This window comes from Cytobacillus gottheilii (assembly GCF_900166665.1).
Classification (GTDB): Bacteria; Bacillota; Bacilli; order Bacillales; family Cytobacillaceae; genus Cytobacillus; species Cytobacillus gottheilii_A.
This window is the reverse complement of the sequence record NZ_LT800494.1, coordinates 1,401,243-1,416,809: the sequence shown is the minus strand read 5'-3', so window position 1 is coordinate 1,416,809 and position 15,567 is coordinate 1,401,243. Positions and strand designations below refer to the sequence as shown.

Genomic DNA, 15,567 nt, shown 5'->3' with positions numbered 1-15,567 from the left:
TAACAAAACTTCAATCTTTTTCTAATGACCAGAAGGGTTCAAATTACGACCCTTCTTTTTATTTTTTCTGAAAATTCTTCCATATAGTGTGCTAAAATAAAGGTAACCTAAATAAGATGGTGTCCTTTTGATCTTTCTTTCATCTGGTCTATTAATTGAAGCGATCATAGGAAGCCTCTTTAAAAAGACTAATGAAAAAGCACAATAAACCCATCTCTCGAAAGCAAAGGAGGCACTCATGGGCAAATATGTCGTTATCACATTACTAACCATCATGCTTTCAATCATTTCTTTTTCAGTCATTGAAGCATTTCTTGGATTTGAAAAATACTCCCAGCTATGAATATAGTTTATGACATTGTTTTCTTTTGTTAGCTTATCGTTTCGGTTCTCTAATACATGGATGGCATCACCGTTTGTAGTAATCTTAGCACCTCTTAAAACAATCTCTTTCTCTCCACTCCAATAAAGATAACCAACCCAATCTCCTTTGGGAGCAAATGCTATCCCATTATAATCCCCTCTCCACTGTCCATTTTGAGAAGCGCCTTCCCACTTGGGTGGCTGGTTGACTGAGTAAAACATCCAAATAAAAAAGAACAGAGCAACTATTATAACGATATAAAGCCGTTTTTTACGATTCATATATTCTCCTTCTATGATAATGAACAATGACAATTATTTAAGAGGTGAGCCCCCTGAAAAAAATTATTGGTTTTTCATTAATCATACTTATTATTTTATTTGCACTAACAGATAGATTGGAATTGGGACTTCTTGTTTGTTATGCTGCCATCTCCATCTCTAACACTACTCTTGCTTATAAGTATTTGACAGAAAAAAAGCTAGGGCTTTCTATATTTCATCTTTTACTTTGTATTGGATTTATATATCTATTCATTTCCAGTTTATAACATTAAAAACTTATCGTACATTAACGGATATATGCTCGAATTCAAAAGGAGAATTAATGTGGAAGACTTCTTTCAGCAAGCTCAATAGATGAACAGAGAAATCAAAAATAAAAGAACAGGTGAAAAATTCTATGTTTAAAACAAAGAAAAGTAAGCGCTATTGGCTATTAATGCCGCCATTTTTGATCGTTGGTATTCTACTGGTCATTTTTTTGCCTCAACATTTAAAACCGATCGGAACACTAATTGGACTTCCTTTTTGGATTGTATATTACACGTGGAATTATCTCAGTGAAAAGAATATTAAAAAAGAAGCTAACTAATTAGCTTCTTTCTACTGTTTACCATCATATATATAAATGCAAGCTTTTTATTATGCAACTGAATGAACCTTAACACTTTTCTATGCTTTTACAATAGGAAATGTAACCGTAACTTCTGTACCTTTTCCTTCCTCGCTACAAAAGTGAATGGTTCCGTCATATTTTTGGATAATGTTGAAGCAGATCATTAAACCGATTCCTGTTCCTTTTGCTTTTAATGAATAAAATGGTGTTCCAATCCGCTCCAGTTGCTCCTGACTCATTCCTGAGCCACAATCAATGATAACAATCTTTACCGTATCCTGTTCCCCTGTTACTTTTATTTGGATTGTATCACCATGATTTGAAGCTTCAATCGCATTTTTTAACAGGTTGACAAACAATTGTTTAAATTCCAGGATATTGCATTGAATTTCGTATTCATCTTCAATCTCCAACTCAATATGAATTGTATCGATCAATGCATATGTGTTAAGCAGGTCCATAACGGTATGAAGGGCAGGATTGACCGAGACAATTTCTGTATTTGTTTCTACTGGTTTGGCCAATGATAAAAAGTTTGAAATTACAGTCTCTGCGTCTTGAAGCTGATCCAACATCAAATTGTAATGCTTTTTTATATGTTCAGGAACATCCTCATCTCTTTCATGCAATTGGATAAATCCTTTTACGACCGTAATAGGATTTCGAATTTCATGAGCAACAGCTGCCGCCAGCTGTCCAGTGGTCCTTAGCTTTTCATCTTCCTTCATTTGAACATAATATAATTCCTGTTCTTTCATTTTCTTTTTGAAAAGCTGGAAAAGAAAGAATAGAAAAATTTGAGATGCAATAAAGTTAATGGCTACCCCAGAATAGTCCAAATAGGTGTACTCTTCTATACTGCGTGTACCATACATCATTAAATAGAGAAAAATACTAATGGTAATCGTAATGTTGCTTACCAAGGTGATATAAAATAATCTTGTATGAAGAAACAATACAGGTATAACCGGAAGATAACTAATCATTAATAACGAAGCAAATCTGTCAGGAAACTGTAAATACATAAAGAAAAAATATGCAGACATAGAAAGAATGATACCAGCTCTAAATCTTCCTGAGTCTTTTTTCGGGAAGAGAATAAATAGAATAGAAATCGTGATCACAAGTATGAACTGAAAAATCAGTGAAGTAGTAATGGTGCGGTCATTGACTTCATAGATTAACATCAGCCCTGAACTCATTAAGATAATTATAACGCTAATAAACATTCGATAAATTTTTATACTAGGTAGTAAAACATTGTCGATCATTTTAAAAAGTCCTCACAATACTGTTGTCTCTTATTATCTAAGGAGTCCATAAAATATATTATTTTAATGAGATCCTTTTTATATAAAATTCACTTCATCAGATTATTGGTAAACATTTTATTGCAAAATGGATTCTATTATGAAAATTTGTTATCTAGATATAATTTCTCTAAATCGATGAAATTAAAAGACAACGTATTCAACCAATACATGGATATGCGTTTTTTTTATAAATATCCTACACTCAAATTACACTATGCTTTTAGTTACAGCATTGCTCATTGTACATGATAATATTTTACCATATTTTCTTAATGTGTTCGTACAATAGCCAATTATGGTTATTAATTTCTCATATATTTTTAACTATAGTAAGACAGTCGTCAGTCAGGATATATGTATTTTTTTGTACGCTAATGGTGTTGTATCCATTGCCTTGCGAAACCTTTCAATATAATAGCTTGTGCTATTAAATCCTACAGTATAGGCCACATCGGTAATATTCGATTCAGGCTGCTTCAGTAAAGTTAAGCTTTTTTGAATACGATAGTGTGTGACATAGTTCAATGGTGTGGTTTTCAATATCTTTTTAAAATATCGGCAGCATTCAGATCTGCTTAATTGACCTGCTTTTGCAATATCATCTAACAGGATTTTTTCAGCGTAATTGAAGTGAATCCAATCTAACATTTGTTTCATTCTTTGACTCTTCATCATTTCCGCTTGCTCAAATTCTAATTGAATGCCATGCATCATGAGGTTTTTCCAGATTAAATTCACATGAATACTGATATCAATTTGGTAGCAGGAAGGAGTTTCTTTTATCAGCTGATGAATCTTTCTAATGGAGGCCAATATATTAAATGCCCAGCCTTCCGCATGAATCAACCTAATATAAGGTATATTTGTTGCTTCAGTGTAAGGTTTTACATACATGACATAAAGTTCTTGCGGCAGTACATAACTCGGAGAAATATTTAAACAAATATAAGCACAGCCTGAATCGTTTTTTTCTTCTGCACTATGGAGGCAGCTGCTATTTATAAAGAGCCCCTCCCCTTCTTGCACCGTAATCTTCTCTTCATTGATGTGAAAATCTGCTTCTCCATTTATAACGAGTACAAACTGAAACTCATCATGCCAATGAAGCGGTATATATCCATTAACATTTTGGTTAATGACCGTTTCGTAACAGGCAATCGGCAGTACCATTGTACGATGTTCAGTTAATTCTCTTAAATTTTGGTCAATCCTAAAATCTATAATTTGCATACAACCGCCTCAATATCATGATATTTTACGAACCGATTTTAGTATTATCCCTAAGGCTTTCCATTTATTATTTAAAGTATTATATCACTATTTTTATATTCGAGGTGGAAAATCAAATATGAATAAACGAAAGGGAATGTTTCTAGTTATAACAGGAGCAATATTCTGGGGAATCGGAGGTACAGCAGCTAAGAAGCTATTTGAATATGGAATCGACGTCAATTGGCTAGTCACAACCCGCTTGCTCATTGCAGGTCTTTTACTCTTAATAGTTCAATATTTCAAAAAAGATCGTTCCCAAATAATCGGAGTATGGAAAACAAGAAAAACCGCTGTTCACTTGGTGATCTTCGGATTACTCGGTATGCTTGCCGTTCAATACACTTACATGGCTGCCATTGAACATGGCAATGCAGCCGTTGCAACACTATTACAATATTTAGCACCCATTATGATTATCGTCTATTTACTGCTGAGTAAACAAACCATTCTGACCCAAAGAGATGTGCTGACTGTTTCTCTCGCTTTAATTGGGTGTTTTTTCTTATTAACAAACGGCTCGATCTCACAATTATCTGTACCAGCACCTGCTATCATTTGGGGTGTTTTATCTGGAATCGCCCTTGCCTTTTATACATTAAATGCCGTCCCGTTACTGAAGCAATTTGATTCACTCGTTATAGTCGGATGGGCGATGATCATTGGCGGAAGCGCCCTAAGCCTGCTCCACCCGCCTTGGCAAATGAATTTTAATAGCTTAGCATTAGAAGCTTATTTCTATTTAGCTTTTGTGATCATTTTTGGAACCATGATCGCCTTCTGGTTTTATATTGAAAGCCTGCAAAGCCTGTCACCTAAAGAATCAAGTCTGCTAGGCAGCATTGAGCCGCTCGCTGCCGTTTTAACAACTGTCTTTTGGCTAAAAGAACCCTTTGGTTATTTCCAGTGGCTAGGCACACTTTGTATCATTGGCATGATCTTATTTATGGCTTTGAATAAGAAGGATTCATCATCCAGCCAGCATCCTGATGAGAAAGAGCCCCTTAAGGTTGGTTAATTGAGGGGGCTTTTTTGACGGCTTATTATCTAAACAGAATAATATAGGGATTCCTTAGTACTTAGACAATTAAACCTCAAACTTAAATTCATATCCAATATAGTTAAACACATTCTTAAACCCTATATTTTCTGCAACTGCGATTGATGGCTTATTAGACTCCATACAATCCCAATACGGAACAAAGTTATGATTCAAGCAATCTTCAACGAAAGCATTAGCCGCCAGCTGTGCTAACTTTTTTCCTCGATGTTCTTCTAAAGTCTCAATATCTACACAATGAAACGGCTCAACAACAAAACCAGAAAAACAGACACTTACAATTTTATTTTGATGAACCACACAATAACCTGCGCCTCTTTGAAAGAAACTTTCACTAGAAGCCCAGTACGCTGCAATTTTTGCATGCAAGAAATCGATATTTGTTATCTGCTTATCATTAAATATTTCGCTTATTTGAACGATCTTATATCCTTCTTCTATAGCGGGTTTACAGCCAGCTTTATAATCATCTTTCTGCAGTGTGTAAACCCTTTGGTTCCAGCTTCCTAAACGACGATTGGCTAACACTTTTTCAATCGTTGCGTTCCACTGCGGATGATTGCCTACCCCTTCAAACCAAATTAATCCAACCTTATTGGCGTCTGGTGCGATGACAGTATCTATAAGGTGATTTAATCCTGTGTTAAACTCATCATTTCTTTCATTCCCAATAAAAATAAAACCATCATTATTGCCCAGCCAGATCAGCCCGGAAGCAGGTGATTCCATATCATCCACAAAAATACGGCCGGGATTTATGCCTTCAACTATTGCTTTGGCTTCCAACTGACCATTTTCATTTAACAGCTCTTTGCACTTATAAAACTCAGACTCTTTCAATTCTTTTATCATTGCATTCTCCTTAAACTATTTAATATGCAAGTCCTTCTTTAAATAATAATGCACAAATTCTCTTCCAACCTGATCGATGCTGCCAAACACTTCATAGCCATTCTTTTGATAAAAATCTAGCGCCTGAAAACTCAATGTATCGACTTTTATGAAATCACATTTTTTATCCAATGCTATGGCCTCCACTTCTGTTAATAATGTTGTTCCATACCCGGAGTACCGAATGTCTTCATCTAAAATAAACGTATAAATCTCCAGCCAGTTCCAGCAGACTGCAGCTAAGATTCCACCATAAACCTTGCCATTATCATCTTTGAGAAATAGATTAATTTCTTCATATCTGCCTCCCAAATCCTTGGGAAAATGCTCTAGGTTGAACTTGTAAAGTGCTTCGTCAACATATTGTTTATCTTCTCTTTTTGATTCTTTGCTTATATGCAGTTGCATGGTAAAACTCCCTCTCTTTTCATAGGTTACTATTTCAATTATATTCGAGGGAATTCCTTCCTTTTCTTGCTAGTGGTACAATTATTCTATTAAAGTATTTGCTAAAATCCTGTAAAAATGAAATGCTGTTCAAATATCTAAAAAAGGAGATTGAAAAATTGTTATATTATGTAATTGACGCTTTTACAGAAACAAGATTTGGCGGAAATCCGGCAGGTGTAGTGATCCACGAACATTTAGACGAAGAGTTTATGCAGAAATTTGCTGCAGAAGTTCGCTTTTCAGAGACAGCATTTATTAAGAAAATAGACCATAACCATTTTGAAATTAAGTACTTCACACCGACCTCCCAGGTGGAACTTTGTGGGCATGCTACAATCGCATCCTTCACAGCCTTATTGGAGAACAACGATGTTGAAGATAATAATAGATATTTTATAAAAACACTCGCGGGGACACTTGCTGTTGAAATCAATCAATCTTTTATTATGATGGAGCAAGCTGAACCTATGCTTGGGGAAACATTTGATGATTATGTTCATTTGGCGAACCTCTTCAACTTGGATGAAAGCCAAATAGGCAGTAAAGACTTCCACCTAGTACCTCAGTCTGCAAGTACTGGTCTGTGGGATATCATGCTTCCGATTAAAACGAAGGATGCTTTATATGCTCTAAGTCCTAATTTTAAAGCACTTGCTGAGTATTCAAAGATCCATAACGTCGGTGGAGTCCATGCCTTTACTCTTGATGCATTAGAAGGGATTTCAGAGAGCAGAAACTTCTGCCCGCTCTATGGCATTAATGAAGAATCCGCAACAGGCACTTCAAACGCTGCATTAACCTATTATCTTTTCAAAAACCATGTATTACAGCAATTTAATCAGGAGTACACTTTCCTTCAGGGAAATAGCATGGGAAGACCGTCAAAAATTATTACAAAATTAATGAATGAAGAAGATCCAAGGGTCATGGTTGGAGGCAAAGGGGTTATCGTAACAAAAGGGAAACTATATTAAGCGCCATACTTTCATACATATGGCGCACCATTCCTATAAATAATCTGCCTTACTAAAAATAATATAGAAAGGATAAACAAACATGGAAATCATATCTAAGGAAGATCAATTCGACTGCCTCAAAGCCATGCAATCAACAATCAAAAAACTGGAAAAGGCCTATGCCCAGATGAATCAAAAGGGTGCAAATACAACTCTGGTAAAAAAACGGCTGGATGCCTGTAAAATTGGGCTTGCTATGCTTGAAAATGTTTGGAATGAAGTCTCCCATACATACAGCCAGACAGATTTAGAAGATGCCCGTAAAACTCTTCTTGCTTTAACGCCTTCTGTTGAAAGCAGTTATGCCAAGTCAAAGGCTGGCACTCCGCAAAGAACACTTTTAGAAAGAAGACTTAAAGCGTTGCAATTGGCGGATCAAGCAATTAACCAGCAGCTATCTGATGGAAATCATGAAGACAGCTGCCTTTAATGCTGATGTCCCGCTTTAAAATTGTCTATTATTTCACAGCATAGTTCCGCCATTTCCTCATCTGATTGCAACATATCAGACTCAATCCATTTCGTTAGAATCGAATAGGCAGCGCCGTTCCAAAGCGCTGCACTGTATCGTCCAAGGATATCTTCCTCAGCAATGTCTTCTTCCACTCTTCTATTAATCTGATGAAGGATGGACTCACCAAAATTTGCTTTTAGAAGCAGCTGAAATGTCTCAGAATAAGGACGGATACACTGGAACATCGCATACCAAAACTCAAATGGCTCTTTCACGGGATCATGCAAACTCATCGCCTTAACCGTCTGATCAACAACCTCCTGCAGCATACTGTTGAGAATATCTTCCTTCGATGAATAGTTTCGATAATAAGCTGTTCGAGAAACTCCTGCCCGCCTGACTATATCCGTGATCGAAATTTTATGAAACTCCTGTTCTTTCATTAACAGCACTAACGCGGATTCAATACATTCTTTCGTAATCCGATTGGATTCAAGATTGGATAACCTCAAGATTTCCATTCGCTGTAATTCGGTTTTCTCATCGGACATTACAATTCCCCCTTATCTGTTCAGTCCGATCTCCTAGTCATTGATCAAATAAACCAGGTGAACTATAATGAAATCGATGTTACAAGTGTAACACTAAAACAAGTGTATTCAATCGTCTATTTCATTGTCAATCACATCCTAAAATGAGGGAGATTCCTATGAATAAATTTAAAACAGCAGCACTTTTAGCTGCCGCAGCCATCGGCGGATTATATGGCTATACACGTCTGGTTGAAAAAAGATCCTTATCAAGCTGGACCGTTGAACGCTTACTTGCGTTATCAAAAAACACACCAAAAACGGAGCAGGAGTACTTAAATTTTATAAATAAATATCGTGATATCAGTGATCAGCCTTACGAAAATCCTCAAAAATATATAGACTATGAAGTCAAAGAAATCACTGTTGACGACATGCAAACCTTTGTATGGAATGATAAAAGAGATCCAAACCAAAAAGTAATCCTGTATATCCATGGCGGTGGATACGCGGCTCAGCCACTATCATTCCAATTAAAAGCAGTCAATCACATCAGCAAAGAATTAGATGCAAAAATCGTCTTTCCGATCTATCCCAAAATCCCGCGCTATAAGTATAAAGACTCCATTTCAAAAATGGAGCAATTATATAAAGACATTTTAAGCGTGTCAGCAGATTCATCCAAAATCACTATTATGGGAGATTCTGCTGGGGGCGGCTTGGCGTTAGGCTTAGCCTACTCATTACGGGACAGGCAGATTGACCAGCCAAAAGATATCATCCTGCTCTCTCCATGGCTGGATGTCACATTAAACAATCCAGAGATTCAAAAATATGAACACCTCGACCCAATGCTGGCAGTCTATCACCTAAAAAAAATGGGCGAAAACTGGGCAGATGGATTGCCATATACAAAAGATCCATATGTTAGCCCTATCTACGGAAATCCTAAAGGCCTGGGAAGGATCACCATGTTTGTCGGCACACATGAGATTTTCTATCCGGATGTTATGGCGTTTGACAAGAAACTTACAGATCTGAAAATTGACCATACCACCATTGTTGGAGAAAAAATGAATCACGTGTATCCGGTATTTCCGATTGCGGAGGCAAAGGAAGCGCGGAGAGAGATTGTGGGGATTATTAAGAAGAAGTAGATTTTGTGGATGGGATATAATCTGCTCAAAATAAGAGGCAGACTTTGTTTTTAAAAGCTTAACTAGATATACTAAAAAAACAGCATTATCATGGATGCCCCCTTGATAATGCTGTTTTTTATCCTAAGTACCCTTATTCCACTTCTCCTTCTCCCCCCGATAAAACTCATGGGATTTTTTCATAAAACCTGTTTTTCAATGCTGAGACATAGCTGCGCGAGATGTTAAGTACCTTTGCAATTTGGCGTTACGTCTTTTCCTTTTTACGGATAGCAGTTATCTTATCTAGACAACTTTATATTTTTGCTTTTAAAAGTTCTATTTTTTCCTTTAGGGAATCAAATTTACCTTCGCTTCTGAATTTTCCATGCAGTGAAATAAGTTTTTCATAATACTTTAAACTCTCATTTAACAGTGCATACAAAAAATCAATTTTAAGAACAGTCCCATTATAAATTAGGCGAGCTGGATCGTACTCGTGGTAAACATTCAGTTCAATGTGATTTCCTATTGTTTTTAACTTTAATACAACCGGTTCTATACCCAAAGGAACTTCGTTAATGTGATTTTTGTTTTCAAGTACAATCTCACAAGCCTTCAATAAATCGCTCCATAAATCAATATCTCTAACTAAAAACCCAAGTAAAATATGATCATTATGTGTAATTTTGACCGAGATATTTATATAATCAATATATTCTTCTTCGAGTATTTTTTGTACACTCGCAGTATCTTCTATATTTGTATAACAAGCCTTTGGATACTCAGAATAATAGGTTTCCGAATAATTTCCGAAGGTTTCTTCAATCATAACTTTACTTTTAGCGAAATATGTATTTACTTCTAACATAAAAAAACCTCCTAACAAAGAAAACCTGCATTCCATACCAAAGGATTAAGTGTGGTAAATGAACCATTTGAAACAACTAATCTATATTTTTGGTAGTATTGTTTAAAATCTCTTTTCCATTATTACTATAATTTGTAATTGTAATTATAATGTTTTCCATGTTAGTAAAGCTAGTCTCAGGCTCGAAGAATGTTTCAAAAAAGACCAGTGCCCAAGACCAGTCCAATGATCTGATGTGATGCTTCAATAGTATTGTGTTCCATATCCTAAAGACTTGTTCCATGTTCTAATACAATAGTTTTAGAACTATTTCAAGCTGAATTTTCTTAAGATATCACGTTGGGTTTGATCCATAAATATTTGTATAAATCTCTGAATGATTGTGGTGCTATATTGTTTTTCTAACGTCTATTCTTGAAGCCATGGTAGAAGGGCATGAACCCTTCTTGAAAAGCTCCCCGGATTTTAATTTAACAATGCTAAATAGGGAGAAATAAAAAACAGCTTTTCAAGGATTTTTCCTTGATAAAGCTGTTTTTGTATATCCTAAGTATTCTTATTCCGTTTCTCCTTCTCCGCCCGATAAAACTCATGAAACATCTTCATCAACGCGCGTTTTTCAATGCGGGAGACATAGCTGCGGGATATGTTGAGCTCTTTGGCAATTTCTCGCTGGGTTTTTTCCTTTTTTAAATCAAGGCCAAACCGCCCCACAATAACCTCTCTTTCACGGCCATCGAGGACATCAATGTATTCCCGAACCTTCTCAAGCTCCATGTTGAGCTGGATGGTGTTGATGACATCTTCGGATTCGGATTTGAGGACGTCGATGAGGGAGATTTCATTCCCTTCCTTATCCTGCCCAATCGGATCATGCAGCGAAACGTCTTTCTTCGTTTTCTTCAGCGCTCTCAGGTGCATAAGAATTTCATTTTCAATACATCTGGCTGCGTATGTCGCGAGCTTTGTTCCTTTGCCTTCTGAATAGCTTTCAATGGCTTTGATTAAGCCGATTGTTCCAATCGAAATCAGGTCTTCAGAATCTTCACCTGTATTTTCAAATTTTTTCACAATATGGGCAACAAGCCGTAAGTTATGCTCAATCAGCATATTGCGCGCATGGGCATCGCCATCTGCCATTAGCCGCAAATATTTTTTCTCATCTGCTGCTGACAGCGGCTGTGGAAAGGCATTGTTTTTTACGTATGAAACAAGGAAGATGATTTCCTTTACCATAAATCCGAGTGCTGTTAAAATTCCGGACATTTCTGCCACCCCCGCTTTCAAGACTTTTTCCTATACCTAATTCCTATGTGAGGGCAGAGTTGTTTTTGTCTGTCCTACTTCATATTTTAATTAGCATTATTTGGGTTTATGCTGTTTTGTACAGTCATAGCGGACTTATCAGCAAAAATTTTCCGTTCAATAATTTTTTAAAATAATATGCCTTATGCAGACAACCTGCATTGTATAATCACTAGGCTGAATTTTATGCCTCATTAGACAAACTCTCCCCTTTTTATGTATGATTAAATTATCATAGTTGAAAGAGGTTAGAGACTTGCCTGCACAGAAAATTATCTTGGCCATTACGCTCATCATCATTGTATTGGCTTCAACTGGAGAGCTTATTTTTAATGGATTTGCCCTAAGGCCGATTTTTATTATGGCTGCGGCGATTGCGATCGTGGCATTTTTGTGGTTTTTTCCGAGGGATAGACGGCAATAAAAAAGGATCAGCATTTGGGTGCTGATCCTTTTCTTCTATTCCACACTGACTTCGGCGGCGATAATGCAGCCAATTGATCCGCATATAACCAATCCCATCACGATTATAAACATGCCTCCACCCCTTATCACCATTTCTTACCTTTAATGTAGCATAGCTGATTCCCGGTGGATCAAAGGGGTTGTGAACATTTTGTTAATCCATGTGACTTTTCTTGGTTTTTCTTCGCCTGAAACCTAATGTGAAAATGAGTATATGCAATGACATGTATACCACTCCCCTTTGCCGTTAGGTGGAGTCCTTCTCCACATAGAATATTGCCAGTCTGCCTTGCATCATAAATAACATCTTATTCCCCGCCTTTCCTTGTATTTTTGTTTAAAATTAAAATCTGCCGTAAAGTGAGAATTGACGATCACGGTTTTCTTCCATAAGCTTGTGACACATTTCTTCGCGAAGAGCATCTTCTGTTGTCATCTTGCGCTTATGAATGGTAACGGTGAAAAACAGTATATTTAGGGTCATGCATACCACCTCCTCTTTTTTTCTATCCTTGAGCCTATTTTTGGGCAGCAAAAAGCCGCAGGGCATACTGCTCCTGCGGCAAAAGGGCACAAAAATGCCGCAGGAAACGAATCTCCCTGCGGCATGGATAGACAAATTTAAATTAAGCGATCCAGTCCAAGTCGGTCGAATTCGTTACATATGAAGTTTGATTCAATTGTTCAATTACAACGTTTTTCATCATCATTTTCTTCGACCTCCTTTTAGATTTCTTCACTTACATTGGTAAGTATATCCACAAAAAACAATTTTGTAAACAACAATTTGAAAAATTGTGCAAAAATGTTGACTTGCCTACTGAATGGTCGAGAAGCAGCAACCATTTCGTATGTATTAGCTGTTTCAAAAATCAGATATTCGCCGTCCAGAAAATTTATTCGCCGTTAAACAGATATATTCGCCTTCAAAAATTTTTATTCGCCGTTATTTTCATATATTCGCCGTAAACGACCTTTTATTCGCCAAACTCAAAACATCACACACAACACTCTCCCCAAAAAAAGCGCACAAAAAAACGCCTCTCCGGCGTTTCTATTTCTTCATCAAATATTCGTCTCCGCCTTCAGTTTCTGCAAGTAAAGAACGGCATTTACGTGAGCGCACAAAAAAGAAGATCGCTCCTGCTAAAAAGAAGACAGATGCTGCTGTCATAATATGTGAATCAGCCAGCGCTTGTTCCGTTGGCAAAATCATTCCTAAATAAAAAAACGAGCCTACAGCCAGAAGGGAGATCGCAAATCGTTTGAAATCTAGCATTTTTTCATATAAACCTTTTGCATTTTGTTTCATCTCATCACCCCGTTGATGTGTATGTCTCTCTCTTAAAAACTATAAATCTACTGTAACATGCCTGACAGGGTGAGAGTATATGTAAATTATGTAAATAAGACTGGTGCGTTGCTGCACCCGCTCTTTCTGCTAAAAAAAGACTCCCCGCTAAGGAGAGTCTCAAGCATCAAAATTAATCTTCCAACGCATTCTTCAAATCTTCAATTAAATCCTCAGCATCTTCTAATCCAACTGAAATACGCACAAGCCCTTCTGTAATACCAAGTTCTGCTCTGCGTTCTGCCGGGATCGATGCATGTGTCATTCGTGCTGGTACTGAGATTAAGCTTTCTACCGCACCAAGGCTTTCTGCGAGCGTGAAGTATTTAATCTTTTTCAGAAGCTTATCAGCATTTTCGCCGCTGCCGACATCAAAGGAAACCATTCCGCCAAAGCCGTCTGCCTGCTTTTTGGCAATGTCATGGTTTGGATGCTCTTCTAAGCCTGGATAGAATACCTTTTCAACAGCAGGGTGATTTTTTAAGAACTCTACAATATCATGTGTATTTTTCTCGGTTTCTTCCATGCGCACGCCCAGTGTTTTAATGCCGCGCATCAGCAGCCAAGAATCCTGTGGCCCAAGTACGCCGCCTGTGGAATTTTGCACAAAATGCAGATCTTCGGCTAATTTTTCACTGTTCACAACAACAAGTCCTGCCACAACATCACTATGGCCGCCAATGTATTTCGTTGCACTGTGCAGAACGATATCAGCACCATTTTCGATTGGTGTCTGCCAGTAAGGAGTTGAGAATGTATTATCAACAATTGTCAGCAGATTATGCTTTTTCGCCTCTGCCACCGCACCTTCGATATCTGTAATTTTCAAAAGCGGGTTTGTCGGTGTTTCTAAATACAATGCAACGGTATTCGATTGAACCGCCTTCTCAATATTGTCCAAATTGCTTGTATCTACGAAAGTAGACTCAATGCCAAAGCGATTTAACACTTTTGACATCACACGGAAAGTACCGCCGTACACATCGTCTGTTAAAATAACATGATCGCCGCTCTTAAACAGCATCATAACAGCAGTAATGGCCGCCATTCCAGATCCAAAGGCAAAGCCGGCATGGCCGCCTTCCAAATCTTTAATCAGTTCTTCTAACGCATGGCGAGTTGGGTTGCCGGTACGCGAATATTCAAAGCCGCTATGCTTTCCTACGCTCTCCTGCTTGTAAGTGCTTACCTGATAAATGGGAACAGATACAGCGCCAGTATGCGGGTCACCAGCGATACCGCCGTGAATCAGCCTTGTTTTTCTTTTCATTTAAATCCCTCCATCGAAAATCTTTTTACTTAAGTATCGTTCACTGGCATCCGGGAAAATAACCAGTATATTGGTTCCTTCCGGTGCCTTTTTCGCTTCCTCCAGGGCAGCATGAAAAGCGGCTCCTGAAGAACTCCCAACCAGTAAACCTTCCTTTTGTGCCAGCTCTTTTACTCGGGCGAACGCATCCATATCCAGAATGGTATGAATCTCGTTAAAATAAGCGGGATCCATATAGTCCGGCAAAAACTCCATGCCAATTCCTTCTGTTTTGTGGGGACCAGATTCTCCTCCATTTAAAATAGAGCCTTCCGGTTCCACAATCACAGTTTTGATCTCTTGATTTTGCTCTTTTAAATAGCGGGCTGTTCCCATGAATGTGCCGCCGGTTCCTGCACCTGCGACGAAAATATCCAACTGGCCGTCCATCTGCTTATAGAGTTCAGGTCCAAGTGTTTTGTAGTAGGTGTCTGGATTGGCCGGATTCGCGAATTGCTGCGGGCAGTAAGAGCCAGGAATTTCTTTTAATAATTCCTTCGCTTTTTTGATGGCACCAGCCATTCCTTCGCTTGTTGGCGTATGGATAATTTCCGCTCCAAGCGCGTTCATGATTTCCTGCTTTTCGATACTGAATTTCTCGGGCATGCAGACGATAACCTTTACTTCATGTTTGATGGCAGCAAGCGCTAAACCAATGCCCGTGTTGCCGGCTGTCGGTTCAATCACAGTGCCGCCTTCCTTCAGCTCTCCGCTGGCAAAAGCCGCATGTAAAAGCTCCTGGCCAAGGCGGTCTTTCACACTGCCGCCCGGATTCATAAATTCGAGCTTCGCAAAAAGGCGGACAGCCTTTGGAAGCTCGAACTGAGTAATTTCAACGATAGGAGTATGGCCGATTAATTCATGAATGTTTTTATATACGTTCAAG

The 15,567-nt window shown here is 37.9% G+C and carries 18 protein-coding genes; 6 read left to right on the top strand and 12 right to left on the bottom strand.

All coding sequences use genetic code 11. The features are described from left to right. Positions 1-21 precede the first annotated feature (21 nt). Complete coding sequence (locus B7E07_RS06875; RefSeq protein WP_080844847.1) at positions 22-645, bottom strand: hypothetical protein; 624 nt, start codon at positions 643-645, stop codon at positions 22-24. Positions 646-1,045: 400 nt separating this feature from the next. Here B7E07_RS06875 and B7E07_RS06870 point away from each other — a divergent pair, with 400 nt between their 5' ends. Continuing rightward, positions 1,046-1,237, top strand: coding sequence for a hypothetical protein (locus B7E07_RS06870; RefSeq protein ID WP_080844845.1), 192 nt, complete (start codon positions 1,046-1,048; stop codon positions 1,235-1,237). Between the two features lie 80 nt (positions 1,238-1,317). Here B7E07_RS06870 and B7E07_RS06865 read toward each other — a convergent pair whose 3' ends face one another. Together B7E07_RS06865 and B7E07_RS06860 are read right to left on the bottom strand one after the other, a co-directional pair. After that, complete coding sequence (locus tag B7E07_RS06865) at positions 1,318-2,463, bottom strand: sensor histidine kinase (RefSeq protein ID WP_218970404.1); 1,146 nt, start codon at positions 2,461-2,463, stop codon at positions 1,318-1,320. 456 nt (positions 2,464-2,919) lie between these two features. Next, complete coding sequence (locus tag B7E07_RS06860) at positions 2,920-3,804, bottom strand: AraC family transcriptional regulator (RefSeq protein ID WP_080844842.1); 885 nt, start codon at positions 3,802-3,804, stop codon at positions 2,920-2,922. A gap of 118 nt (positions 3,805-3,922) precedes the next feature. On the opposite strand from B7E07_RS06860, the gene B7E07_RS06855 reads away from it, so the two are divergent. Then, positions 3,923-4,861 (top strand): DMT family transporter, encoded by a 939-nt coding sequence (locus B7E07_RS06855; protein WP_080844841.1) that lies wholly within the window; start codon positions 3,923-3,925, stop codon positions 4,859-4,861. A 69-nt stretch (positions 4,862-4,930) separates the two neighbouring features. Here the strand turns inward: B7E07_RS06855 and B7E07_RS06850 are convergent, their stop codons facing one another. Together B7E07_RS06850 and B7E07_RS06845 are read right to left on the bottom strand one after the other, a co-directional pair. Beyond that, on the bottom strand, positions 4,931-5,755 hold the full coding sequence (locus tag B7E07_RS06850) for a GNAT family N-acetyltransferase (RefSeq protein WP_080844840.1): 825 nt from the start codon (positions 5,753-5,755) through the stop codon (positions 4,931-4,933). Positions 5,756-5,770: 15 nt separating this feature from the next. After that, entirely contained in the window at positions 5,771-6,202 is a 432-nt protein-coding gene (locus tag B7E07_RS06845; protein ID WP_080844837.1) for a GNAT family N-acetyltransferase, read from the bottom strand. 158 nt (positions 6,203-6,360) lie between these two features. Here B7E07_RS06845 and B7E07_RS06840 point away from each other — a divergent pair, with 158 nt between their 5' ends. Beyond that, positions 6,361-7,218 (top strand): PhzF family phenazine biosynthesis protein, encoded by an 858-nt coding sequence (locus B7E07_RS06840; protein ID WP_080844834.1) that lies wholly within the window; start codon positions 6,361-6,363, stop codon positions 7,216-7,218. Positions 7,219-7,300: 82 nt separating this feature from the next. After that, positions 7,301-7,690 carry a hypothetical protein gene (locus B7E07_RS06835; RefSeq protein ID WP_080844832.1) on the top strand — a complete coding sequence of 130 codons (390 nt, stop codon included), beginning with the start codon at positions 7,301-7,303 and terminating at the stop codon, positions 7,688-7,690. On the opposite strand, the gene B7E07_RS06830 is transcribed toward B7E07_RS06835, so the two are convergent. Beyond that, a complete protein-coding gene (locus B7E07_RS06830) occupies positions 7,687-8,265 on the bottom strand; it encodes a TetR/AcrR family transcriptional regulator (RefSeq protein WP_080844831.1) in 579 nt (192 codons plus the stop codon). The two genes, B7E07_RS06835 and B7E07_RS06830, sit on opposite strands and share 4 nt — an antisense overlap. Before the next feature lie 158 nt (positions 8,266-8,423). Here B7E07_RS06830 and B7E07_RS06825 point away from each other — a divergent pair, with 158 nt between their 5' ends. After that, complete coding sequence (locus B7E07_RS06825) at positions 8,424-9,401, top strand: alpha/beta hydrolase fold domain-containing protein (RefSeq protein WP_176215123.1); 978 nt, start codon at positions 8,424-8,426, stop codon at positions 9,399-9,401. Between the two features lie 295 nt (positions 9,402-9,696). On the opposite strand, the gene B7E07_RS06820 is transcribed toward B7E07_RS06825, so the two are convergent. Both B7E07_RS06820 and sigK read right to left on the bottom strand, forming a co-directional pair. Then, positions 9,697-10,251, bottom strand: coding sequence for a hypothetical protein (locus B7E07_RS06820; protein ID WP_080844827.1), 555 nt, complete (start codon positions 10,249-10,251; stop codon positions 9,697-9,699). Positions 10,252-10,797: 546 nt separating this feature from the next. Continuing rightward, positions 10,798-11,517: an RNA polymerase sporulation sigma factor SigK gene (gene sigK, locus B7E07_RS06815; protein WP_080844825.1), complete on the bottom strand. Its 720-nt coding sequence runs from the start codon at positions 11,515-11,517 to the stop codon at positions 10,798-10,800. A gap of 277 nt (positions 11,518-11,794) precedes the next feature. On the opposite strand from sigK, the gene B7E07_RS23550 reads away from it, so the two are divergent. Continuing rightward, positions 11,795-11,980 (top strand): hypothetical protein, encoded by a 186-nt coding sequence (locus B7E07_RS23550; RefSeq protein WP_218970403.1) that lies wholly within the window; start codon positions 11,795-11,797, stop codon positions 11,978-11,980. A 384-nt stretch (positions 11,981-12,364) separates the two neighbouring features. Here B7E07_RS23550 and B7E07_RS06810 read toward each other — a convergent pair whose 3' ends face one another. The 4 genes from B7E07_RS06810 to B7E07_RS06795 form a co-directional block, all read right to left on the bottom strand. Beyond that, on the bottom strand, positions 12,365-12,505 hold the full coding sequence (locus B7E07_RS06810) for a YrzI family small protein (protein ID WP_080844821.1): 141 nt from the start codon (positions 12,503-12,505) through the stop codon (positions 12,365-12,367). 570 nt (positions 12,506-13,075) lie between these two features. Further along, the gene (locus tag B7E07_RS06805) at positions 13,076-13,333 is read right to left on the bottom strand and encodes a YrhC family protein (protein ID WP_066443250.1); all 258 of its coding nucleotides are present in this window, start codon (positions 13,331-13,333) and stop codon (positions 13,076-13,078) included. A gap of 172 nt (positions 13,334-13,505) precedes the next feature. Further along, on the bottom strand, positions 13,506-14,642 hold the full coding sequence (locus tag B7E07_RS06800; protein WP_080844818.1) for a bifunctional cystathionine gamma-lyase/homocysteine desulfhydrase: 1,137 nt from the start codon (positions 14,640-14,642) through the stop codon (positions 13,506-13,508). Further along, positions 14,643-15,566 (bottom strand): PLP-dependent cysteine synthase family protein, encoded by a 924-nt coding sequence (locus tag B7E07_RS06795; protein WP_080844814.1) that lies wholly within the window; start codon positions 15,564-15,566, stop codon positions 14,643-14,645. Position 15,567: the final 1 nt, after the last annotated feature.